Source organism: Bifidobacterium asteroides, from assembly GCF_048001765.1.
Lineage (GTDB): Bacteria > Actinomycetota > Actinomycetes > Actinomycetales > Bifidobacteriaceae > Bombiscardovia > Bombiscardovia asteroides_K.
Window position 1 is genome coordinate 1 of the sequence record NZ_CP181447.1, and the last position, 24,514, is coordinate 24,514.

Annotated in this window: 16 protein-coding genes; 11 read left to right on the forward strand and 5 right to left on the reverse strand. The window is 61.5% G+C overall.

What is annotated here, in order from left to right; all coding sequences use genetic code 11:
• The 8 genes from dnaA to ACNAOV_RS00040 all read left to right on the forward strand — a co-directional run bounded on the left by dnaA (position 1) and on the right by ACNAOV_RS00040 (position 12,075).
• Positions 1 to 1,743, forward strand: coding sequence for a chromosomal replication initiator protein DnaA (gene dnaA, locus ACNAOV_RS00005; protein WP_416517438.1), 1,743 nt, complete (start codon positions 1 to 3; stop codon positions 1,741 to 1,743).
• Between the two features lie 414 nt (positions 1,744 to 2,157).
• Positions 2,158 to 3,282 carry a DNA polymerase III subunit beta gene (gene dnaN / locus ACNAOV_RS00010; RefSeq protein WP_416517439.1) on the forward strand — a complete coding sequence of 375 codons (1,125 nt, stop codon included), beginning with the start codon at positions 2,158 to 2,160 and terminating at the stop codon, positions 3,280 to 3,282.
• 28 nt (positions 3,283 to 3,310) lie between these two features.
• Positions 3,311 to 4,573, forward strand: a complete 1,263-nt coding sequence (recF, locus tag ACNAOV_RS00015) for a DNA replication/repair protein RecF (RefSeq protein WP_416517440.1) — start codon at positions 3,311 to 3,313, stop codon at positions 4,571 to 4,573.
• Complete coding sequence (locus ACNAOV_RS00020; RefSeq protein ID WP_045934806.1) at positions 4,570 to 5,067, forward strand: DUF721 domain-containing protein; 498 nt, start codon at positions 4,570 to 4,572, stop codon at positions 5,065 to 5,067. Before recF ends, ACNAOV_RS00020 begins: the two co-directional genes overlap by 4 nt.
• A gap of 292 nt (positions 5,068 to 5,359) precedes the next feature.
• On the forward strand, positions 5,360 to 7,408 hold the full coding sequence (gene gyrB / locus ACNAOV_RS00025) for a DNA topoisomerase (ATP-hydrolyzing) subunit B (protein ID WP_416518201.1): 2,049 nt from the start codon (positions 5,360 to 5,362) through the stop codon (positions 7,406 to 7,408).
• 44 nt (positions 7,409 to 7,452) lie between these two features.
• On the forward strand, positions 7,453 to 10,170 hold the full coding sequence (gene gyrA / locus ACNAOV_RS00030; protein ID WP_416517441.1) for a DNA gyrase subunit A: 2,718 nt from the start codon (positions 7,453 to 7,455) through the stop codon (positions 10,168 to 10,170).
• A gap of 104 nt (positions 10,171 to 10,274) precedes the next feature.
• Positions 10,275 to 10,901, forward strand: coding sequence for a DUF3566 domain-containing protein (locus ACNAOV_RS00035; protein WP_154313015.1), 627 nt, complete (start codon positions 10,275 to 10,277; stop codon positions 10,899 to 10,901).
• Positions 10,902 to 10,959: 58 nt separating this feature from the next.
• Positions 10,960 to 12,075, forward strand: a complete 1,116-nt coding sequence (locus ACNAOV_RS00040) for a VanZ family protein (RefSeq protein WP_045934809.1) — start codon at positions 10,960 to 10,962, stop codon at positions 12,073 to 12,075.
• Here the strand turns inward: ACNAOV_RS00040 and ACNAOV_RS00045 are convergent.
• The gene (locus ACNAOV_RS00045) at positions 12,021 to 12,974 is read right to left on the reverse strand and encodes a DMT family transporter (RefSeq protein ID WP_045934810.1); all 954 of its coding nucleotides are present in this window, start codon (positions 12,972 to 12,974) and stop codon (positions 12,021 to 12,023) included. The genes ACNAOV_RS00040 and ACNAOV_RS00045 overlap by 55 nt on opposite strands.
• A 173-nt stretch (positions 12,975 to 13,147) precedes the next feature.
• Between ACNAOV_RS00045 and ACNAOV_RS00050 the strand changes: the two genes are divergently transcribed.
• Together ACNAOV_RS00050 and ACNAOV_RS00055 are read left to right on the forward strand one after the other, a co-directional pair.
• Positions 13,148 to 13,858, forward strand: a complete 711-nt coding sequence (locus ACNAOV_RS00050) for a LytR/AlgR family response regulator transcription factor (RefSeq protein WP_045934811.1) — start codon at positions 13,148 to 13,150, stop codon at positions 13,856 to 13,858.
• Positions 13,855 to 15,222, forward strand: a complete 1,368-nt coding sequence (locus ACNAOV_RS00055; RefSeq protein ID WP_416517442.1) for a GHKL domain-containing protein — start codon at positions 13,855 to 13,857, stop codon at positions 15,220 to 15,222. The genes ACNAOV_RS00050 and ACNAOV_RS00055 overlap by 4 nt, the downstream gene beginning before the upstream one ends.
• On the opposite strand, the gene ACNAOV_RS00060 is transcribed toward ACNAOV_RS00055, so the two are convergent.
• The 4 genes from ACNAOV_RS00060 to ACNAOV_RS00075 all read right to left on the reverse strand — a co-directional run bounded on the left by ACNAOV_RS00060 (position 15,186) and on the right by ACNAOV_RS00075 (position 22,712).
• On the reverse strand, positions 15,186 to 16,235 hold the full coding sequence (locus ACNAOV_RS00060) for a glycosyltransferase family 2 protein (protein ID WP_416517443.1): 1,050 nt from the start codon (positions 16,233 to 16,235) through the stop codon (positions 15,186 to 15,188). The two genes, ACNAOV_RS00055 and ACNAOV_RS00060, sit on opposite strands and share 37 nt — an antisense overlap.
• Before the next feature lie 152 nt (positions 16,236 to 16,387).
• A complete protein-coding gene (locus tag ACNAOV_RS00065) occupies positions 16,388 to 17,059 on the reverse strand; it encodes a hypothetical protein (protein WP_198178477.1) in 672 nt (223 codons plus the stop codon).
• Positions 17,052 to 19,481 carry a glycoside hydrolase family 3 C-terminal domain-containing protein gene (locus ACNAOV_RS00070; protein ID WP_416517444.1) on the reverse strand — a complete coding sequence of 810 codons (2,430 nt, stop codon included), beginning with the start codon at positions 19,479 to 19,481 and terminating at the stop codon, positions 17,052 to 17,054. Before ACNAOV_RS00070 ends, ACNAOV_RS00065 begins: the two co-directional genes overlap by 8 nt.
• 243 nt (positions 19,482 to 19,724) lie before the next feature.
• Positions 19,725 to 22,712 carry a glycoside hydrolase family 3 C-terminal domain-containing protein gene (locus ACNAOV_RS00075; RefSeq protein WP_416517445.1) on the reverse strand — a complete coding sequence of 996 codons (2,988 nt, stop codon included), beginning with the start codon at positions 22,710 to 22,712 and terminating at the stop codon, positions 19,725 to 19,727.
• Between the two features lie 488 nt (positions 22,713 to 23,200).
• Between ACNAOV_RS00075 and ACNAOV_RS00080 the strand changes: the two genes are divergently transcribed.
• The gene (locus ACNAOV_RS00080; RefSeq protein ID WP_416517446.1) at positions 23,201 to 24,118 is read left to right on the forward strand and encodes an alpha/beta fold hydrolase; all 918 of its coding nucleotides are present in this window, start codon (positions 23,201 to 23,203) and stop codon (positions 24,116 to 24,118) included.
• Positions 24,119 to 24,514: the final 396 nt, after the last annotated feature.

The following is a 24,514-nucleotide window of genomic DNA, read 5'->3' on the forward strand; positions in this document are numbered from 1 at the left end:
ATGGCGCAGGATCCGCTGGATGCCGCTGCCCAGGCCAAGAGAATCTGGGATTCGGTCCTGCAGGTGCTCCGCTACAGCAGCTCACTGACCTCCAGGGACAAGGGCTGGCTTGAGGACATCACCCCAGAGGCGGTCTTCGGCACCACCATCGTTCTGCGGGTCTCCTCCAAGGCCACCCAGGAGGCTGTGCAGGGACCGCTCAGCCAGCCGCTCCTCAATGCACTGCAGCTGGTCACCAACCAGGAAATGTTCCCGGCCATCAAAATCGTCTATCCGGAGCAGATGGCCAAGCAGAAGGCTGCCAATCAGCAGAACGACCAACGCGCCTCCACCATGGCCAGCTCCGCCCCGGGCAGCGGCGAGTTCCGTCAGGTTCCCAGGCCTGCCGAGGATCCCTACGGCGACTACCGGCGTCAGAGCAGCGCCGACCGAGCCCCCAGCTCGGAGACACGTTCGGACTGGCGGACCGAGGCTGCTGAAACCTCCAAGTCCCCGATTGTTTCCGTCAACGACTTCCACGAAGGCACCTATGTGCCCATGACCTTGGATATGCAGGCCGAACTGTCCGAGCCCTCCCCCACTATGAGGCCAACGGCAGGCACTGATGCCGACCAGCAGAGTGAGACAGAGAGGACCGCATCCCGGCCCGCCTTCACCGTGCCCCGCTTCCCCATGAGCCAGAACCGGGTGGAGCGCGATCCACAGACCCACCTGAACAAAAACGCCACCTTCGACACCTTCGTCCCAGGCGACTCCAACCGCTTTGCGCGGACCGTGGCCCTGGCCGTGGCCGAAGGATCAGGTCAGGACTTCAACCCCTTGTGCATCTACGGCAGCTCGGGCCTGGGCAAGACCCACCTGCTCAACGCCATCGGCAACTATGCTCTGGTCAAGGATCCCTCGCTCAAGGTCCGATACGTCAACTCGGAGGAATTCACCAACGAATTCATCGACGCCCTGCAGAACTCCACCCAAGGATCGGGTCAGATCGCGGAATTCAACCGCCGCTACCGGCAGGTGGATGTGCTCCTTATCGATGATATTCAATTTCTTGGAGGTAAGGAAGCCACCCTGGACCAGTTCTTCCACACCTTTAATGCCCTCCATGACGCCAATAAGCGCATCGTCATCGCCTCGGACGTAGCTCCCAAGAATCTGAAAGGCTTCGAATCCCGACTGATCTCACGCTTCGATTCAGGTCTGACCGTGGATGTCAAGCCACCAGACCGGGAGACCCGGGTAGCCATCCTCAGAATGATGGCTTCCATGAACGGAGTCAGCATTCCCAACGAGGTTCTGGATCTGATTGCGGAACGCTTCACCGAGAACATCCGGGAGCTTGAGGGGGCCCTGACCCGTGTCACCGCCGTGGCCAGCCTCAACAATCAGCCGGTCACCACGGCCCTGGCCGAACAGACACTGCAGGACTTCTTCTCAACGGATGTGGAGATCAAGCCCACTGACATCATCTCCCAGGTGGCCAAGTACTTCCATCTGACCTTCGACGATATCGTCGGCCGCACGCGCACCAAGAACATCGCCCTGGCCCGGCAGATCGCTATGTATCTGGCCCGGGAAATGACCAGCATGTCCTTGGTCGACATCGGTGAGGTCTTCGGCGGCCGCGATCACACCACAGTCATGCACGCCTACACGCGCATCTCCAATGAGATGCAGGAAAAGCGGGAGATTTACAACTACGTCATGGAACTGACGGTCCGGCTTAAACAACCTCAGAATTGATGCGACACGCAGACACCATTGTGTATCGACAGAAAAAGATATCCACCTACTTATCCCCGGATGTGGGCAAACCTTGGGAATAACCCACTGGTTTTCCGGGGATAAGTGGTGAATTTGTAGCGAATAACCACCGTTCTTTTGTGGATAACCCGACAAGAATCCGCCCATGTGGACAACTTGCCTTTTTAGTCACATCGATTTCACCACTTATCCACACCTCTTGAATGAAGCCTATCCACCGCGTTGCAGGGATTTGAAAACTTATCCACACCATCCACCGAGCTTATTACGATGACTCTATGTATATTTATGCAATAATCGTCGTCATATTCAAGCACATCTTCTCGCTCCAACCACATCACCCGACCTATTCGATAGAATGAGTCCAGTTCATTCATCGACAAGAAGGCTCCCATGAAAGTAGAAGTAAATTCATCCGCACTCTCGGATGCAGTGGCCTGGACCACCCGCATCATTCCCTCCCGACCGGCTTCGCCGATTCTGGCGGGCATCAGGATGGAAGCCTCCGACGGAACTTTGAAGCTTTCTGCTTTCGATTACGAGGTTTCGGCAAGAAACCACATCGAGGCAGGGATCGATGAACCCGGAACGGCATTGATGCTGGGCAAACTGCTGGCGGATATCACCAAATCCCTGCCATCGGAGAAGACCTACCTGTCAACCGAGGGATCCAAGATGACCATAACCTCGGGCAAATCGACTTTTTCCCTGCAGCTGATGCCTGACAGTGAATATCCCGACCTCCCTGCCGTTCCCGAACCCATGGGCCAGGTGGATGCTGAGACCTTTATCCAGTCCATCTCCCAGTCCATCGTCGCTGTTTCCAGGGAAGAGAGCCGTCCGGTCCTGACCAGCGTCAAGACCGAGATCACCGGGGACAAGGTGGTCATGACCGCCACCGACCGTTTCAGGTTGTCCCGTTCGAGCTTCACCTGGACTCCTCGCGACGCCGACTTTTCCACCTCCATGCTGATCCGCGGCTCTCTGTTACGGGACATCGCCCGTTCCCTTGACGAGCACCAGAATGTGACCATGGATTACGAGGCCGACAACCCCACCATCATGGGCGTGGAAAACGCTGGCAAGATATCCACCACCCAGCTGATTGACGGGGAATTCCCGGCCGTGGATCGTCTCTTTTCGGACGAATACCCCATCCAGGCGGTCATCGCCCGGCAGGATCTGATTGATGCCATCAAGCGTGTGGCCCTGGTAGCCGAGCGCAACGCCCCCATCCGTATGGTCTTCTCCGGCAACGAGGTGACCCTGAGTGCAGGCACGGCCGACGAGGCACAGGCCCATGAGGTTCTGCAGGCGGATCTGGACGGTGAGGACATCACGGTGGCCTTCAACCCCAGCTATCTGATCGACGGGTTGGGCGCCATCGCTGAGCCCTTTGTCCGCATCAAGATGACCTCGGCAGTCAAGGCTGTGGAGTTCAACGGTCAGCAGGAGCAGGATTCCGAGGAGTCCATGGACTACCGCTACCTGCTGGTGCCCATGCGTTTCAACAACTGACGCCGGGCAGGTTCGAGGAACAATCGCCGTGCACATCTCCCGTCTGGTTCTGGATCACTTCCGTTCCTGGGAGCACTGTGTCCTCGATCTGGAGCCCGGGGTGACCATTCTGAAGGGGCGCAATGGCCTTGGCAAGACCAACCTGGTTGAGGCCATCGAGGTCCTGTCCACCGGCGGTAGCCATAGGACTTCATCTTCCCTGCCACTGGTGGAGCGCAGGCAGTCCAAGGCCACCATCAGGGCCAGGCTGGAGCAGGATGGGACCGCCACTGACTATGAGTTGACCATTGCCGCCAAGGGAGCCAATCGGGGAAGAATCAACGGTGGGCCTTCCCTCTATCAGCGTGACCTGGTGGGCCGGGTGCCCTGCGTGACCTTCAGCCCCGAGGATCAGCTGATGGTCTCCGGGGAGCCGGCAGCCAGGCGGACCGTGCTGGACCAGGCTGGCAGCCAGCTCGATGCTGACTACTTCCAGGTTCGGCAGGATTTTCGCCATGTGGCCAGACAGCGTGCCGCTCTGCTCAAGCAGCTCTCCCAGGCGGGCCATGACCCCTCCGGTGACGGGCGTGACGCCGCCCTGTCCGGCCTTGAGGTCTGGACCGGACAGTTCATTCGGACAGGTCTGGATCTGAGCCGACGACGAGCGGCTCTGGTAGAGGCCCTGGGCCAGCCCTTCAGTGATTTGTATGGTCGGCTGGCAGGTCCTGGTCAGGATGCTCGATTGACCTACCGACCCTCCCTGGAGGAGATCGGACCTGACAGGCAGACCGGTCCCGAGGTCGCCGAGGCCGTCAGCCGCCACTTTCAGCGGATATACCCGGGAGAAGTGGCCCGGGGCACCAATCTGATCGGTCCCCAGCGTGACGATCTGACCTTCACCCTCAATGGCATGCCTGCCAGGGAGTTCGCCTCCAATGGTGAGATGTGGACCCTGGCCCTGGCTCTGAGGCTGGCTCTGCTGCAGGTGGTCAAGGATCATCGCTCTCTGGAGCCCATCGTCATTCTGGATGATGTCTTCGCCCAGTTGGATCGAGGCCGCAGGGATCAGATTCTGGACTTTTCCCGCCAGCAGGACCAGGTGCTGATCACCGTGGCCGCCGACAGCGATATTCCATCTCTAAAGGGCGCCAGGCTGGTGGATGTGTCCGGATTGAGGCCTGTGCAGCCATCCGATCCTGCTGCCCAGGATCCGGCCATTGCCAGTGCCATGCAGGACCTGAGACGAACCAGAGGGACGGCCCATGATGACTCGGATATGCCGGACGGGCCGGAGGGGAACGACCGGTCATGAAGGCGCCCATGGTTGAGACCCTGCACCTGGACCAGCGGCGACTGCCGGCCCTGGTCTTCGAAGGCTGCACCCGACGGGCGGCCACTCGTCGGCAGCGGGAGGACAACTCCCGCAAGGCCTGGTATGCATTCGGCAAGCCCGGCCGCGACCCAGCCAAACTGGGAGGAGTGGTGACCAGCCTGGCTGCCGGAAGCGGGTGGACCAGCCATCTGAAGGTGGCCCGGCTGCGCAACCAGTGGGACAGTGTGGTAGGACCCGGCATCGCCGCCCATTCGAGGGTGGTCTCCTACCGGGATGGTGTACTGATCATCCAGGCGCAGACCACGGTCTGGGCCACCCAGCTGACCTACCTGGTTCCCCAGCTCAAGGCGACCATTGTCAGGCGGCTGGGCATGCCGGTCAAGCAGATCCGGGTGACCGGCCCCCACAACTACAGCTTCCGCCGTTCACGGTTCGATCCGCCAGGCCGAGGCGTGCGTGACACCTATGGGTGAGCCCATAATCCGCGAATACCGTCTTGCCAGCTTTCTGTAAGCCTAAAGTCCCCTAGCGCTGGTAATCTATAGGTTATAGGGTCAAACGCTTCCAAGGCCCCTTTATGGACGATTTGGAACCTGGTGACCATGACTCGATCCCCCGCTCGACCACGAACGGAAGCTGCTTTGTCGTCAGTGGCCGACGATGGGGGTGCAGAAAGGACTATCCGTGGCAGATCTCAACACTGACCCGTCCCGGACCCCGCAAGAGGGCCGGGAGCATGAGGAGGACAAGCCTCAGGATGACGGCATGACGGGCCAGGATCAGCTGGATCAGCTGGACGACGCACAGCTGGATGACTCGCTCTCCCCTGAGCATTATGACGCCAGCGATCTGAAGGTGCTGGAGGGGCTGGAGGCGGTCCGCGTCCGTCCCGGCATGTACATCGGCTCGACGGGCCCCAGGGGCCTGCATCACCTGGTCTACGAGATCGTCGACAACTCGGTCGACGAGGCCCTGGCCGGGTACGCCGACCATATTGAAGTCACCATCCTGCCCGACAACGGCATCCGCGTGGACGACAACGGCCGTGGCATTCCTGTCGACGAGGTGCCGGGCGAGGGCAAGAGCGGCGTCGAGGTGGTGATGACCAAGCTGCATGCCGGCGGCAAGTTCGGAGGCGGCGGTTACGCGGTCTCGGGCGGTCTGCACGGCGTGGGCATCTCCGTGGTCAACGCCCTGTCCACCAGAATCGACGTCCAGGTGCGCCGTCAGGGCTACCACTGGCATCAGAACTTCCGTAACCAGAAGCCCACCGCTCCCCTGTCCAGGGACCAGGCCATGGGGCCGGACGAGGGCACCGGCACCTCGGTGACCTTCTGGGCCGATCCCAAAATCTTCGAGACCACGGTCTACGACTTCGAGACCCTGCGCAGCCGCTTCCAGCAGATGGCCTTCCTCAACAAGGGCCTGCGGATCACCCTGACCGATCTGCGCCCCAATGACCAGGCCGGCGACGAGGTGGCGGGCGAGGAGCAGACCCCGGAGCAGAAGGGCCAATCCGTCAGCTACCAGTACGCCAACGGCATCAAGGACTATGTGGACTACCTGGTCAAGGTCAGGAAGGCCACGCCTGTGGAGGCCGAGGTCATCGATTTCGAGGCCGAGGACCTGAAGCTGGGCATCTCAGCCGAAGTGGCCATGCAGTGGACCACCGCCTATTCGGAGTCGGTGCACACCTTCGCCAACACCATCGCGACCACCGAGGGCGGTACCCATGAAGAGGGGTTCCGAGCGGCCCTGACCAGCATGATCAACCGTTACGCCAGGGACAAGAACATCCTCAAGGACAAGGATGACAACCTCTCGGGTGATGACGTGCGCGAGGGGTTGACCGCCGTGGTCTCCGTCAAGCTGACCAATCCCCAGTTCGAGGGCCAGACCAAGACCAAGCTGGGCAACTCCGAGGCCAAGACCTTCGTCCAGAGGGTCATGACCGAGAGGCTGAGCGACTGGTTCGACGCCCATCCAGGCGAGGCCAAGTCCATCATCCAGAAGGCCATGGAGGCCTCCCGGGCCCGGATCGCAGCCAAGAAGGCCCGCGAGAACACCCGTCGCAAGTCCATCTTCGAGACCGCCGGCATGCCCGACAAGCTCAAGGACTGCCAGTCCAGCGACCCCGAGGAGTGCGAGCTGTTCATCGTGGAGGGCGACTCCGCAGGCGGCTCGGCCATCCAGGGGCGCAACCCCATGACCCAGGCCATCCTGCCCCTGCGCGGCAAGATCCTGAACACGGAGCGGGCCAGCCTGGACCGCATGATGAAGTCCGACACCATCGAATCCCTGATCACGGCCGTGGGCGGCGGATACGGCGAGGACTTCAACATCGACAAGGTGCGCTACCACAAGGTCATCATCATGGCCGACGCCGATGTGGACGGCGCCCACATCGCCACCCTGAACCTGACCCTCTTCTTCCGCTACATGCGGCCCATGATCGAGGCCGGCTACGTCTACGTGGCCATGCCACCGCTCTACCGGCTCAAGTGGACCAAGGGGCCCCACAGCTTCGTCTACACCGATGCCGAGCGCGATAGGGTCCTGGCCGAGGGCAAGGCCTCCGGCCGGCAGCTGCCCAAGGGCGAAGGCATCCAGCGCTACAAGGGTCTGGGCGAGATGAGCTACCAGGAGCTCTGGGAGACCACCATGGACCCGGAACACCGCATCCTCAAGAAGATCCGCATCGATGACGCCGAGCAGGCCGACGAGACCTTCACCATGCTCATGGGCGACGAGGTCGAACCCCGGCGTCTGTTCATCCAGCGCAACGCCCACGACGCCCGCTTCATCGACGCCTGAGACGGACACCTCCCCTTTTCACCATTTTGAGCTAAGGATCGATTTTGGCAGACGATAACAACAACGACAACAGTCCGGACCAGGACGGCCTCAACCTGCCCGACGGGTCTCGAGAACCGCTCAGCCCCCAGGAGATGGACAACACCGATTACGGCCTCCTCAAAGGCGAGCGGATTCAGCCCATTGACCTCCAGCAGGAGATGCGGGAATCCTACCTGTCCTATGCCCTGTCCGTGATCGTGGAACGGGCCTTGCCCGATGTCCGCGACGGCATGAAGCCGGTCCACCGCAGGGTCATCTACGCCATGTACGACGGCGGATACCGGCCCGACCGCGGCTACAACAAGTGCTCGCGCGTGGTGGGCGACGTCATGGGCAAGTACCACCCCCATGGCGATTCGGCCATCTATGACACCATCGTGCGTCTGGCCCAGTCCTGGTCCATGCGTTATCCGCTGGTGGACGGCCAGGGCAACTTCGGCTCACCCGGCGACGATCCGGCGGCCGCCATGAGGTACACCGAGTGCCGCATGGCCCCCCTGGCCATGGAGATGGTGCGCGACATCGACAAGGACACGGTCGACTTCATCCCCAACTACGACGGCAAGACCCAGGAGCCCACGGTTCTGCCCTCCCGCTTCCCCAACCTGCTGGTCAACGGATCAGCCGGCATAGCCGTGGGCATGGCCACCAACATTCCTCCGCACAACCTGCGCGAGGTGGCCAAGGGCGTGCACTGGGCCCTGGAGCATCCCGAGGCATCCAAGGAGGATCTGCTCAACGCCCTGATCGCCATCATCAAGGGGCCTGACTTCCCCACCGGCGCCACCATTCTGGGCCACAAGGGCATCGAGCAGGCCTACCGGACCGGGCGCGGCCTGATCACCATGCGGGCGGTTGTCAACACCGAGGAGATCCGCGGAAGGATGTGCCTGGTGGTCACCGAGCTGCCCTACCAGGTCAACCCCGATCGGCTGGCCTCCTCCATTCGCGAGGCCGTGCGCGACGGCAAGATCCAGGGCATCGCCGATATGCGCGACGAGACCTCGGGCCGCACCGGACAGCGCCTGGTTCTGGTGCTCAAGCGCGATGCCGTGCCCAAGGTGGTCCTCAACAACCTCTACAAGCACACCCAGCTTCAGCAGACCTTCGGGGCCAACATGCTGGCCCTGGTGGACGGGGTCCCCAGGACCCTGAGCCTGGACGCCTTCATCCGCCACTGGGTGGACCACCAGCTGGACGTGGTCGAGCGGCGCACCCGCTACCTGAAGCGGGAGGCCGAGGATCGCGACCACATCCTGCAGGGGTATCTGAAGGCCCTGGATATGATCGACCAGGTCATCGCCCTGATCCGTGCCTCCAAGGATGTGGATACGGCCCGCACCGGCCTGATGGAGCTGCTGGACGTGGACGAGGTCCAGGCCGATGCCATCCTGGCCATGCAGCTGCGCCGTCTGGCCGCCCTGGAGCGGCAGAAGATCCTGGATGAGCACGAGGATCTTATGCGCAAGATCGCCGACTACAACGACATCCTGGCCCACCCCGAACGCCAGCGCACCATCGTGGGCGACGAGCTGGACGAGATCGTCGACAAGTACGGCGACGAGCGGCGCACCCGGATCGTCCCTTACTCGGGCGAGATGAACGTGGAGGATTTGATTGCCGACGAGCAGGTGGTGGTCACCGTCACCCACTCCGGTTTCGTCAAGAGGACCAAGGCCGACGAGTACCGGGCGCAGCACCGCGGCGGCAAGGGCATTCGCGGGGCCAGGCTGCGCGAGGACGACGTGGTGGACCACTTCTTCCTGACCAGCACCCACAACTGGCTGCTCTTCTTCACCAACAAGGGCCGGGTCTACCGGCTCAAGGCCTACGAGCTGCCCGAGGGCTCCCGCGACTCCAAGGGTCAGCATGTGGCCAATCTGCTTCAGCTGGGCCCGGGCGAGCGGATCGAACAGGTCCTTTCCCTGCACGGCTACGACGATGCCGACTATCTGGTTCTGGCCACCCGGACCGGACGGGTCAAGAAGACCCGCCTGGCTGAGTATGATTCACCCCGCCAGGGCGGCCTGATCGCCGTGCGGCTGATGGAGCTGGGCACCGTCACTGATGAGAAGGGACAGGAGGTGCCCCAGAGCGATGAGCTGGTGGGTGCCGCCCTCTGCAATGCCGATGACGAAATCATCCTGGTCTCCCGCAAGGGCATGAGCGTGCGCTTCCCGGCCGACGACTCCACCCTGCGGCCCATGGGACGGCAGACCGCCGGCGTCCAGGGCATGCGGTTCCGCTCCGGCGACGAGTTGCTGAGCATGGATGTGATCGCCAAGGAGTCCGAGGATGACCTGCTGGTGGTCACCGATGAGGGCTTTGCCAAGCGGACCGCCCTGAGCGAGTACCGCCTGCAGGGCCGCAACGGCTACGGCGTCAAGGCCATCGCCATGGTGGAGGGCCGGGGATCCTTGGTCGGCGCCCTGGTCGTGAACGAGGACGACCAGATCATGGCCATCATGAAGTCCGGCAAGGTCATCCGCTCCGATGTGGCCGAAGTCAAGCGGACCGGTCGCAACACCCAGGGGGTCACCCTGGCCAAGCCCGACAAGGGCGACGAGATTCTCTCCATCGCCCGCAATGCCGAACGTGACGACCAGGAAGGGGACACCGGTCAGGCCGACTTGGCTCCTGCCGCTCCACTGGCAGCCAAGGATCAGCCCATCGCCACCACCGGAACCGGCGACGGCCAGAGCCTGACCCAGGAGGACTGAGTTGGTCCGCTACCAGTCTGACAAGACTGGTAGCCTCATAAGAAGTCATGCAGGCCCAGCGGCGGTATGCGCGGGCCATTGAACGCAAGGATCAAGGAGTGCCGATGAGCCAGGATGATCGGGAGCAGGTCAAGGCCGGCAAGCAGGGTGCTGATAAGCCCCAAAAGGGGAAGACCAAGACTGATGAATCCGCACAGGGCGAGTCCCGTCGGTCATCGTCGGTCACTCCCCCGGCTCCTGCAGCCGGCAGGACGGCATCGGGACGTTCCGCAAGAACCACAGCCTCGGCTGCCGGTCCGGTCAAGGTATCCTCATCCCGTCCTGTCAGGCCTGCAGCTTCGGCTTCGGCGGCGCGTCCCCACGTGCCTCGGGCCCGGCGCATGCAGCTGTCCCTGACCCGGCTGGAGCCCTGGTCGGTGGCCAAGGTCACCTTCCTGCTGGCCATCGCCGGGGGCATCATTCAGGTGGTGGCCGCTGCCCTGCTCTGGTTCCTGCTCAACGCCATGGGGCTCTTCGACAACCTGACCCAGGTCATTTCCAAGACGGGCCTGGACGCGGGCGGTTTCGATCTGGGCCAGGTGCTGAGCCTGGGGACGGTTCTGAGTTCGGTGACCATCTTCTCCATTTTCGAGATTGTCATAGTAGTGGTTCTGGTCACCATTTTCGCCTTCCTCTACAACCTGGTCAGTTCCCTGGTGGGGGGCATCCACGTGACCTTGGGCGACGACTGAGCCCCTGGTTGGCGCAGTCAATCGGCCGATAGGGCCGGGAGCGATTTAGACTGGGATTATGCTCTCGACGTACCTGGACTACTTCAGCGGCTCCTTCGGCATATCTCTGGTCTTTTGGCCCCTGGCCTCGCTGATCCTGACCCTGCCCATTCTTGCCCTGATTTACAACCGCTACCACCGGCTCCGTCTGACCGCAGCCATGGCGGCCTACCTGACCGTCTTGTACCTGCTGGCCTTGGTTTTCTTCACCCTCTGGCCAATGCCCGACGACCGTGCCGCCTTCTGCGCCACCCATCATCTGAGCCCCCAGCTCAACCCCCTGCAGTTCCTGACCGACCTGAGCACGGGCGGGCGGATGGCCGTGCTGCAGATTCTGCTCAATGTGGCCTTCTTCCTGCCCCTGGGCTTCATCATGGGGCGGGTCTTCCGTTGGCGCTTCATCCTGGCTTTGCCGGTCGCCATCCTGGTCTCCCTCTTCATCGAGACGGCCCAGCTGACCGGGGTCTTCGGCATCGTGGGCTGCGCCTACCGCCTCTTCGACGTGGACGACCTGATCTGGAATACCTCGGGCGCCATAATCGGCTACCTGGTGGCCATGGCAGCCAACAAACTCGTTCCCACCCGTCAGGCTGACGCCGCCCAGCTGGTCACCAACCCCGGCTTCATACACCGTGCCGTCTCCCTGGCTCTGGATCTGCTCCTGGCCACCATCCTGTCCATGTCTCTGGGAATGGGCATGACCTATGCGGTCCATCGCCTGGGCACCTATCAGCTGGATGGCCACTACCGCTTTGGCGGGCTGCTGATCGCTCCATCAGCTTTGAATGTGTTCGGGACCGTAGTTGACCTGGTCATGCTGCTGATCTTCGAATTGCTTATCCCCCTGCCCCGCCGGGGACGGACGCTGGGTGCCACCTTCACCCACATGACTATCGAGACCAAGCAACGGCATGGCTGGTCCCGCTTCCTCTTCTATCTGTTCCGGACCGCAATCATCCTGGCCGTTTTCGGCCCCTGGACCGGCAACGTTCAGATTGCAACGCGCATCCTGGCCCTGCTCCTGCTGATCTTCTATCTGATCAAGCGGCAGATGCCCTACGACCTCTTGCCCGGGACAGCCTACCGGGAGGAGGACACAGGTGCGGAGGAATCCCCCGACGACCGGCGGGGGTGAAGCCTGACCTCGGACAGGATGATGGCGGCGAAGATGATGGCGAAGCCCAGCAGATGGGTGGCCGTCAGCTCCTCGTGCAGGACCAGGACCGAGACCAGCATGCCGAACAGGCTCTCCGAGCACAGGATCAGCGAACCCTGGGCGGTGGGGACCCTGGAAAAGGCGATGTTCTGGAAGTTCTGGGCCATCAGGGTCGAGATCAGCGTCAGATAAATCATGGAGCCCAGGGTCGAGGGCGTGAAGTCGGCCACAGTGGGAAAGGGATCGAAGATCAGCGCGCAGATCAGGAAGAGGATGCCGCCGAAGAGCAGCTCCAGGTAGGTCAGCGTGGGGGCATCGAACTTCTTGGTCAGGAAACCGGTGATCACCAGGTTGACTCCATAGAGTAGCGCGCCGGCCAGGGTCAGCAGGTCACCGGTGCTCAAGGCGAGCCCCTGTCCCCCGCCCTGGGCCGGCAGCGAGATCAGAGCCACGCCCAGGATGCAGATGGCAGCCGCGACGAAGTGGCGTAGGGCCGGCCGTCGACGGGCCATGATCCAGACCAGGAAGGGCACAAAGATGCAGTAGGTGGCCGTCAGGAAGGAGTTGCGGCCCGGAGCGATGGTGGTCAGTCCCATCATCTGCAGGCTGAAGGCCGCCCAGTAGCTGACTCCCAGAATCAGCCCCGGCACCAGGGTGTGTATGGCCCCGGTCCTGCGCAACCGTGGAAGCAAAAAGGGCGTCATGATGACGATGGCGCACAGGATCCGAATGCCCATCAACCAGCGCACGGTCAGGGTCTCCATGGCAACTTTTTCGAAGGTGTATCCGGCCCCCCAGGCGGCCGCGGCCATCAGCAGCATCAGGCGGGCCAGCCAGGTGGAGGGTTTCCAGGACGAAGAGGGTGCGGAGGTAGACATGTTTCGACTCTAACCGTTCCCGTCCACAAGTGAGAATTGATTCGCACCATGCTTGCCCAAGTTCGGCTTCGGGCAAGCGGGGTCCGTCATGTGGACATCTCCGATATCATGGAAGAACGGTGATAACGGCGGCCATGGGTCCTCGGCCGCCGGGGTAAGGAGTGTGCGCCAGGATGATCAGAATCGCAGTGGTGGATGATGATTCCATCAGCTGCCGGACTATGGTCAATTACCTGAGCCGCTACCGCAAGGAACGTCATGAAGAACTGTCGGTCAGCGTCTTCACCGATGGCAAGGCCTTTGCAGACGGCTATCGACCCGTGTATGACATCCTTCTTCTGGACATTCAGATGACCCCCATGGACGGAATCGAGGTGGCCCGCAGGGTGCGCGCCCGTGACGAGTCGGTGGTCATCGTCTTCATCACTTCCGCCCCCCAGTATGCCATCAACGGCTATGAGGTTGGTGCACTCTCCTACCTGCTCAAGCCCCTGCCCTGGTTCGCCTTCTCCCAGGAGCTGGACCGGTCCATCGCCCAGGTGCGTGGCCGCGTGGACCTGTCCATCCTGATTACCGAGGGTGCACGATCCACCCGGATTCCCCTCAAGGACATCGTCTTCATCGAGTCCGTCCGCCACAGCAGCGTCATCCACACCTTGGACTCCTCGCTGACCACGAACAGCACGCTGAAGAGTCTGGAGGGCCAGTTGGACCAGCGGGGATTCTTCCGCTCCAACTCCTGTTACCTGGTCAATCTTGCCCACGTGACGGGCATGGAGGACCAGGACTGCATTATGTCCACCGGTCAGCGGCTGCGGGTCAGTCGACCCCGTAAGAAGTCTTTTATGACGGCTCTTACCGCCTACGTGGCAGGTCGGCCATGACCACCACCCACATCCTCAACGCCCTGCCCGACATCCCCCGGCTCTATACGGCCATCAGCGAATGGCTGGGTTGTCTGGTCTACCTGTTGGCCATCGGTTCGAGGATCTCCCGCCTGCGGATGGCGGCGGTCCTTCTGCCTGGTCTGGCCGTGCTGGTTGTGGTCCAATACTGGGCCGGCACCCTGCCTATCGCCTTCTGGATCATCAGCATGTGTCTGGCCGTGGCCTGCATGTACGCCATCATCATGCTGGCTTCAGGGTTGGGGGCGTTGGATGGGGCCTATCTGCTGGCCCGTGCCTTCGTCCTGGCTGAACTGGTTGCCTCCCTGCACTGGCAGTTGGACTCCTTCATGCGGCCTGCCGGCCACGGCCTGTACGACCCGGCCTCGTTGATCCTGCTGGTGCTGATCTACGGTGGTGTAGGGCTGCTGGCCTGGGTGGCGGAGCGGCGCAACTTCGCCGACGCCCAGCCTTCCGTGCCTGGACGCAGCGTCTTCATGGCTGCGGTCATTGCGGTGGTCACCTTCGCCATGTCCAACCTGAGCTTCGTCTCCACCAACACCCCATTCTCCGGTCGGGTCGGTCTGGAGATCTTCTACATCCGCACCCTGGTGGACCTGTGCGGGTTCGCCATGCTCTACGCCCAGCAGGAGCAGCTGCGGGAGAGCCATACCAGCGCCGAGCTGGCCTCCATCAACGCCCGGGCTTACAGCCAGCATCGAGAGTACATGCGCTCCAAGGAGAATCTGGAGGCCATGGGAAGGCTTGCCCACGACCTCAAGCATCAGATCGCGGCCCTGCGCTCGCAGATGGATCCTGAGCGCAAGTCCCAGGACTTCGAGGAGCTGGAGGCTGCGGTCGGACGGTATGGAGCGCAGCAGCACACCGGCAATCCCATCCTTGACGTGGTCATGTCGACCAAGGAGCGCATTTGTTCCGAAGAGGGGATCACCCTGACCATGGTGGCTGACGGTTCGCTCTTGGAGGGGATGGCGCCCATGGATGTCTCCACCCTCTTCGGCAACGCCTTGGACAATGCCATTGAGGCCTTGAGGAAGGTCAAGGAACCCGACCGCCGTCTAATCAAGGTGGCCCTGTACGCCCGGGGACAATTCGTGGTGATTCGCATTGAAAATTATTTCGCCTCGCCTCTGAATTGGAAGGGCAACGGCGAATTGGCCACCACCAAGACCAGGACCGACGGTGGCCTGCATGGATACGGGGTCAAGTCCATCCGGCACATAGCCCATCGTTACCAGGGCGAGATAACCCTACGTACCGAGCATCACTGGTTCAGCCTCTGTGTGCTCCTGCCGAGGGAGGGCGATCAGTTGAAGCCCATGGCGGCATCGGCGACCTTATAGCCCAGACGGATGGCCAGGCGGCCCGGCCGGCCCGGCATGTTGATTATCCGACAGAGCAGGGTGGAGCGCACGTCAGAGGCGATGACGGGGGAGCGGTGCTCCAGCCTTCGCCAGAGCATGTCCTTGTTCCGGTAGTTGCTGGGTTTGCGAGAGAGGATCAGGAAGACCGAGGTCACTACGCAGTTGATGGACAAATAGTGGATCATATAACGATAGAGTCCACGGGGAACCGTCCCCGGGTCAGGAGTTGAATCCGCCATGAGCCCGTTGACCAGCAGCAGTTGTGAAACACGGGCGATCATGATCGAGGTCTGCACCGACTGGCCCTGTCGACCGGTGTGATAGCGGTAGAAATTCGTGTCCAGGTAGAGCAGGGTGTGTACCCAGGGCAGGGGCTGATAGGAGTAGATGAAGTCCACGTAGTAGGTGTGCTCGGGCAGGCGGGTATGGGCCTGACGGAGCACCTCGGTGCGCAGGATCAGGGCGTGCATGATCATGTACTGGGCCAGTCCGAACCGCCGCAGGTGGTTCCAGTCCAGCACCCGCCCCGGATCCATGACGCTGCGGAAGTTGATGACCCGCTTATGCTTGCGGCCTTCCTTCTCGTAGACGTAGTTGGTGACCACCATGTCCACCGGATCCGTACGTCGCGACTGGTCGCGCAGCTGATCCAGAACCAGGCCCAGGGATGTCGGGTCCACCCAGTCGTCGGCATCGACCACCTTGACATAGCGGCCCCTGGCAGCTGCCAGACCCGTGTTGACTGCGCCGCCGTGGCCCTTGTTGGTCTGGCTGATCAGACGGAGAGTGTGCGGGTGGCGTTCACGGTATGACCGCACCACCTGCGCTGTGTCATCGGTGGAACCGTCATCGACCACGATGACCTCCAGATCGTCCCCCTCCCGGCTTAGAAGCGAATCCAGGCAGGTCGGCAGATGCCGGGCCATGTTATAGGCAGGGACGATGAAAGTGAGAACGAGCGGGCTCGTGGAGGCCGGGCGGTCAGCTGTCATGAACGATCACTTCGCAAAAGAATGGGTCGGCGGGTATGTCGGCGGCCGTTGTATGCGACCACTGTACATGATGGGTTTGAGGAAAAGGCCCCGCCCCTCTGGATGCCGATGCATGCCGGTTCATTGACAGCCGGGGGAGTGGGGCCGGAATTTTACTGGGCGCTCGTCTCGGATTCGGTGGGCTCCTGACGGAAGATGACCTTGAAGATGGGGAAGAAGACCCAGAAGGAGATGGCCGAGTTGATGATCATGGTGACCAGATCAGCAATGGTGGTCCCCAGGCCGCCCCAGTTCAGGGTGTGCTGGAAGAAGCCATAGATGGGGTCCTTGTACCAGCCCTGCAGCGCCGCCGCGATGATGGTGATGATCACATAGGCCACCAGGTACCAGAAGGCCGCCTTCCAGACCGAGGAGTTGGACTTGAAGGTGATGTTGCGCTGGAGGAAGAAGTTGATGACCTGGGCGATCAGCAGGGTGATCTCCACCGCGAGGAAGTAGGCCAGGCCGCCCCCGCCGCCGTGGCCGATGGATCCGGCCGCGTAGTCGAACAGGTAGTAGGGCTTGCCGCCGACGGTCCCCATGCGCCAGATCTGGAAGTTGGTGCCGACCAGGGAGGTGCCGTTGAAGATGGCCTTGAGCACGGGCATGAGCACCAGCTGCAGTACGGTGACCCCGTTGGACAGGATGAAGAAGACGATGAACTGGGCCAGGGTGGTGTGCCGGTCGCTGAACCGTCGCCACCAGCGGACAATCGCCCACTGCGAGGCCGTCGCCGCCTTCCCCTGGGCCGGCTGTCCGGCCTGCTGGCTGTGCTGATCACTCATGATTGAGCTCCTTTCCGGTCTTGCGGTTGGCGGACATGTTCCTGAAGAATCCGGCGATGAATCCGCCCAGCCCCCGCCATAGGTGGCCATTGGGGATGCGCACGATGGCCTCGACCATGGCCGTGTCGATCAGCCCGTTGGTCATCTTGGCCATGGCCCTGGGGGGCATGTTGAGCAGGAAGAGGGTGTTCAGGTCGGGGTTGCCGGTCTTGGCCTCGTGGCGGCTCTCGCTCTTGGCCAGGAAGTTGGCCACGAACCTGGCCACGGCGCTTCTGGAGTCCTTCCAGGATGAGAGCGGATCGTTGACGCCGAAGGTGCTGACGGCGCCCTGTCGGACCACCGGGTGGCCGAAGAGTGCTGTCACAGCGGCATCGTCGACCTCCTTGACCCGGCCGGTCAGATAGGCGCCGAGGGCAGGGTCCGGACTCTGCGGATCGACGGTGCCTTGGACTCTCAGATGTCCACTCAGTTCCATCTTGCGCGCGTCGGAGCCGATCATGATGGTCCAGTCGCCGGACTCGACCTGCCAAGAGTTGCTGGCCGTATCGAAGTGCCGGAAGGTCGTCTGGTCGAAGTCGATGCGGACCTGGGTTGACTGGCCGGCCTCCAGGCTGACCTTCTTGAAGCCCTTCAGCTCGCGGACTGGTCTGAGCACGCCACCCTTGGGCGCCTGGACGTAGAGCTGGGGAACGGTGGCCCCCTGCCTGTCCGAATCATTGGTCAGGGTGAAGGTGACCCCCTTGTCGTCCACGGTCAGATCGGCGTAGGCGAAGTGTGCGTAAGACAGGCCGTAGCCGAAGGGGAAACGTTCCTCCACCTCGGCGGTCAGGTAGTAGCGGTAGCCGACGAAGGGACCCTCCCGGTATATGGACTCGTGCGCTGGGTCGGGGTACCAGTCGGCGCTGGGGCAGTCGGCATAGGACTTGGGCCAGGTTTCCGCAAGGTGGCCGGAGGGGTTGACCCGGCCCGTCAGGATGTTCAGGGTGGCTGAGGCTCCAGCCTGCCCGGACAGTCCTATATAGAGAACGGCATCGCACTGGTCGATCCAGTCGGTGGTGACGGGGGAGCCCGCCACCAGGACGACCACCAGGGGCCTGTCCGTCGCGCCCAGGGCCTTGATCAGGTCGACCTGGTTGCCGGGAATGTCCATGTGTGAGCGGTCCAGGCCCTCGGATTCACTGCGCTCATCCAGGCCCACGCAGGCGACGATCACGTCAGCCTGGCCAGCCGCAGCCACGGCCTGGTCGATCAAAGATTGGTTCTTCTCGCCATGGCGTTCGTAGCCCTGGCTGTAGGAGGCCAGCTCCAGGCCGTCGCCGTTGCCCTGCCTGAGCAGGTCCAGCATGCTCTCCTGCTTGGCTGCGTTGACCTTTGAGGATCCGGATCCTTGGAACCTTGGAGTTTCGGCCATATCCCCGACCAGGGCGACCCGGGTGCCGGCGGCCAGTGGCAGGCGTCCCTTCCGATTGATCAGAAGGACGGCGGATCCCTCGGCGATGCTCCGTGCCACCTGATGGTGGTCCCGTATCTGATCCGCGGTCAGGTTCCCATCAGGATCCATGCCAGAGTGGTAGGTCAGCTTGGCCAGCCTCGCCACCTCTTCGGCCCGTGCGTTCAGATCGGCTTCGTCCAGGCGGCCCTCCTGCACGGCCTTGGCAACCTGTCGCACGGAGTCATATCCGGCCTGGGGCATCTCCAGGGAGGAACCATTGGCGGCTGCGGCGACCGCACTGTTGGAGCCGCCCCAATCCGAGACCACCATTCCGTCGAAGCCCCACTCCTTGCGCAGGATGTCCTGGAGCAGGTGGGGATTCTCGTTGGCATAGGTGCCGTTGACCATGTTGTATGAGGTCATGATGGCCCAGGGATGGGCCTGGCGCACGGCGATCTCGAATCCGGTCAGATAGAGCTCGCGCATGGTGCGCTCGTCCACCACGGAATCGGATGCCTGGCGCCGCAGCTCCTGGCTGTTCATGGCGAAGTGTTTGGGGGTGGCGGCCACGCCCTGGGACTGGATGCCTTCGATCAGGCCTGCAGCCATACGACCGGCCACCTGGGGGTCTTCGGAATAGTATTCAAAGTTTCTGCCGCACAGGGGGTTGCGCTTGATGTTCATGCCCGGACCCAGAACCATGTTGACGCCCAGGCTTCTGGCCTCGCTGCCCAGCGCCTGGCCCATGGTCTTTGCCAGCTCCGGGTCCCATGAGCAGGCCACGGTGCCGGCTGTGGGGAAGCAGGTGGCGGGCTTGGACTTGCCCATGCCCAGGTTGTCCCCTGATCCGGTCTGGCGGCGCAGGCCATGCGGGCCGTCGCTCAGGACCATGCTCGGGATGCCCGCCCTCTTCAAGGCTCGGGTTGCCCAGGTGGATTTTCCGGAGAGCAGCGATGCCCGTTCCAGAACTGTCAGATCCTTGACTTCCATAGTGTTCCTTCTCTGTGACGGGGGCTGATCCTGTGGCGGGAACCCTCGTTGCTTCCACAATCGGCCTCGGACTGGTGCTGAATTTCATTATTCCCCGACTGCCGAGGCCTGCTCGAGCGGGTTGCATAAGCTGTTGTTTTCCTGGCATGAATGCTGCCTTGGCGCCAACGGATGCGTCGATCCGCCCCCGGCGGACGGTGCATAGGTCCGTCCACCAGGGAGCAAATCAACAGAAATGGAGGATCAGGCCGTCGGTCCCTGGTCAGATCTGTCCTCGGACGGCGTGGACTCCATGCTGGCCGGATCCTGGGCGCGGGTCTGCCGGGCATCGTCCGCCAGATCGCTCAGAGTGCCCACGTCGACAGCGCTGCGCCGTGCCTTGAACCTTCTGAAGGCCAGGTACTCCAAGGCAAGGAAGACCAGGGCCAGCACAACCAGCGCCACGTAGAGGGCAATCTGCCAGGCCGGGGTCTGCACCTTGGGGTCGCCATTGGCGTATTTGTAGCCGTGCACGACCGTGTAGAGGATGTTGTGGCTGGCCTGGCGCATGGCCTTGACCGAGGTGGCGCTCTTGTCCTTGACATGGTTGGTCACCTCGGTGGTGGCCAGCATGGCGTCGTTCCCGTTGCGGATCAACTGATCGGCGTTCTGGTAACCATAGACGCCGAAGTAGTCGGTCAGCACCATGCCACGGAATCCCCACTCACCGCGCAGCACATCCTGCATTAGCGGCGCATAGGCGGCCACGTAGGTGGTGCCGATGTAGTTGAAGGAGCTCATGGCAGCCTGGGCGCCGCCCTTGACTACAGCAGCCTGGAATGGCTTCAAGTAGATCTCGCGGATGGTCTGCTCGTTGGCCCAGGTGGCCAGCATGTTGGTGCGGTTGGTCTCCTGGTCGTTCATGGCGAAGTGCTTCATGAAGGCGTAGACGCCCTTGGACCTGGCTGCCGCGACCTCGTTGGATCCCATGACCGCATTGATTTCGGGGTCTTCGGAGAAGTACTCGAAGTTACGTCCGGAGAAGGCGCTGCGGTGTATGTTGAAAGCTGGCGCATACCAGCCGGAGACATCCATGTCATGGGCCATGGTGCCGATCATCTCGCCGTAGCGGGTGGCCAGACCGGGGTTCCAGGTGCAGGCCAGGGAGGTGGATGAGGGGAAGCCCAGGGAGCCGACCTTGGTGAAGTTGTTGTTCAGGGCTGCGGGGCCATCGGCGTCGGTGAGTTCGATCTTGCCGATGCCCTTGACGGCTTGCGTGCCATAACCGCTCATGGCGATCAGGCTGTCCATGTCCTTGACGTTGAGCTGGTCCAGCAGCTTGTCCCACATGGGGTCGTCGTACTTCTTGTCGCGCAGCTGGTAGAGCCTGACGTTGTTCTTGGCGCCTGTCGTAGGCATCTTGTCGCTGTCGTTGTCGAACTTCTTGGGATCATAGTTGCTGTTGTTGTAGAAGTGGGCCTTGGCCTCCTCAGGCAACTCGGTGCTCTTGGGTGCCGCTACGGCATCCTGATAGTTGGCGAAGTGGTTGGCCCGGGACAGATAGGTCACCGTGCCCTTGGCATCGTCGAACCTGTTGGTGGCCGCGACCTTATCGACGGAGCGGGGATTGTTCTTGTCATAGGTGATTGTCTGGGCGATGTTGACTGTGTCGGACTGGATCGGACGGTGGGAGTCGGAACGGATGGAGATGCCGTAGTCGCCCTGGTCGAGCACGTAGGCCTTGGCATGGTCGGCATCATAGGAGGCCATGTCCTCGTCCTTGAAGCTCACAGGGATGGTCTGGCTCTTGCCGGGATCCAGGATCCTGGTCTTGTTGAAGGAAACCAGGTTGGCGCTGGCCTTCTCTATGCCCCCGTTGACATAGGGGGGATCGAAGTAGGTCTGGACCGTGTCACGGCCGGCCTTGGTGCCGGTGTTGGTGACGGTCACGTCGAAGGAGATCTTCCCGTCGGCATGATGGATCGGTCCCATCTTCTGGCTGAAGGTGGTGTATGACAGGCCGTATCCGAAGGGGTACTGGACCATCTGGTCGTAGTTGATCAGGCCTTCCTTGGCTGCGGTCTCCCAGAATCGGTAGCCCACGTAAATGCCCTCGTTGTAGTCCACGAAGGTGGGCGTGCTGGTTTCGGTCTTGCCGGTGAATCCGGTGAAAGTGGCCTTGTGGTCGTCCATATTGGTGTAGGTGAATGAGCCGAAGTTGTTGTAGGTCGGCGTCTTGGTCAGATCGCGTACGAAGGTGTCGGAGGTCTTGCCCGAGGGGTTGACCTTGCCTTTCAGGACCTCGCCCAGGGCGGTGAAGCCGGCCTGGCCCGGGGGTGGGCACCAGAGGACGGACTTGATCTGCGGGTATTGACCCACGAAGTTCAGGTTGAAGGTGTTGGCGCCGTTGTAGACCAGGACCACCTTGTCGAAGGAGCTGGTGACCTTGGCGATCATGTCGCTTTCGGGCTTGGACAGCTCCAGGAAGCTCTGACCCTGCTTGAAGTCCGGGTTGGCCTTGTCGTTGTCGTGATAGGTGATGTCCTTGGCCTTCATGTCCTGCGGCAGGTCGGCGCCCTCGCCGCCCACTCGACCGATGACCACGACAGCGGTATCGGAAAACTGCTTGGCGTCATCCATGAGCTTGCTGGTGTACTTGTCAGCCGTGGGCTCGGGCAGGGTCCAGTCCTGGGCGAACATCTCGACTTTGGGGCGGTCCGCACGGTACTTGGTATAGAAGTTGCTCAGCTCCTTGTTGGTCTTCAGGCCGGCTGAGGAGATGCCGTCGAGCAGGCTGGTGGTGGGGTTGTCAGCCGACATGGAGCCAGAGCCTGTGCCGCCGTAGACGGGGTTGGTCGAGGCCCAGCCGAAGACGTTGACCTTGTCGGACTTCAGGGGGAGTGTACCATCCGCATTCTGCAGCATGGTGACGGACTCACGCTGAATGTCCTTGGCCAGGTTCCGGGCTGCGGTCACTGTTGCCGGCTGCAGCTCGTGCTTGCTGGTGGACTTGGTGATCAGGTTGGACAAGGGTCCCAGGAGCATGGTTGCCAGGGCTGCGACGACAGCCACGAAGGCCACCAGCCAGGACTGGGAGTGAATCATCTTTCGGTTGGCTACGTTTTTGACGGTGTGCTTGTTCACTGCGATCGTGATCAGCAGGGCCAGTACCAGAAAGACGCCGATGACCACCAGCTGGGGTATCAGCGACTTGAGTACGGCGACCACATCGCTCAGATTGACACTGAACATGTTCGCTACTTTCCTCTGTTCTCTGCCGAAGCTTCACCCGGTCACGACTATGGGCCGGTCACGAAGTAGACGGAGCATTTGAACTGTGATCCGCCTCCAGGGTGGGCGAGCGACCTTCAGCTGCATCGACACGCCTTTATGCCACGGTTTCAGTTAAACATTCATGACGTGTTTCTGTGGCTGTACATACGCGAACTGTCGAATTTGCCGCATAACCTGAATCGATTTACGACTTGTATTTACGAGTGATGAGGACTGTTTTCGTCTGGGTCGGCTTGGTGGGGCACATATGAAGCAGTCTCCTTTTACAGCGAACGGCCAAATTGCCAGGACGGGGTCGTCCGGAATGGCGATGATGCAGGACAACTCTTGAAGAAATGGGTTATATCACAATTGAATCTCCCCGGTTCCGTACCTCAGGGAAGGAGTGCCGGCGGTCATAAGACAAAATATAAAGGTACTGATACAGACGCGGATAAAATAACTCTATGACTAGTCGTGCCGACGTAGTTCCCAGTCGCTCTCGCCTGTATAGGACGCAAATCAACGGTACGCGTCTGGTCTTCTCGATGAATCCGGCCCCTCGCCGTGCCCCTATTATCCTTTACCTCCATGGTGGTCCGGGCGATGCCTGTATTCCGCTGACCATGCGCTACAACGCGGCCTTGGAGCGCGATTTCCGCTTTATCAACCTGGACCAGCGGGGCAGCGGGCTGTCTTACCATCCTTTTGCGCCTGACGAGGTGGTGACCATCGATTCGATGGTCGAAGATGTTCACCAGTTCGTGCTGAAGCTGCTTCGAGCCTACGGACAGGATTCCGTGATTCTCATCGGTCATTCCTGGGGCAGCGTCCTAGGTTTGGAGATGGTGAAGCGGTATCCCTCACTGGTCCGTTGCTACATCGGCCTCGGGCAGGTCGTCAGCATGCGCGCTGCTCTTCGTTTAAGACGGCAGTGGGGGCAACAGAGTTTGGGTCCCCGGCTCGGTTCGATCGTCAGCAGAGAGAGCGGGGCCGCCGACATGGTGCTGATGATCAATGAGCTGCTGTCTCGTGGCGGGGCTGCCATGCTGTTTGGATCCCTGGGACGGATCATGACCTACCTGCGCTCGTCCTACTACAATTGGTCGCGTCTGCTCAATCATGCCAAGGGGGTGGCTCAATCCCGCGCTCGCTTGGATGCCGAGCTGGAGCAGGTCGATTTCAGCGGGCAGACTTCTTTCGGAGCCCCTGTCTATTTCATTAGCGGCAAGTATGACCGTCATCTGCCGGGCAGTCTGGTTGAGCGGTTCGCAGATGGGTTGAAGAGCCCGCATCGGTTTATCCGTTTTGACCGGTCCGGGCATTGCCCACAGTGGGATGAACCAGAACGGTTCGCGGCAACGGTTAAATCCCTCTGCCTGTAGCGCTCTATTGATAAGCAGGGGCTGCCTTGCCGCTAGTGCCCATCCGCATGGTGTAAATACATGCTGCGCGTGGCGAAATCTACTAATATTAATCATTGAAGATATTGGTTTGAGCCTCGCTGAAGAGCGTGCGGGGTTCCTGGATTGACGAAGGTCGATGAAGCGGGGACTATGTCGATGAAAATCGACACGCCGTAGAATTCCCGGAATCATTGGGTTCCTTCGATATTTTTCTATGCCAATTTGCGGGATAACCCAACTTCGTGTAAGTTTACATCTTGCTGCCCGGCAGTGATGAGAACTCTTCGGAGGGCTTGGAGCTGTTGGTGTGGTGGTGGTTTGAGAACTCAAGAGCGTGTTTGTGCTACTTATAGCTTTTTGATTGCCAGTCCGATG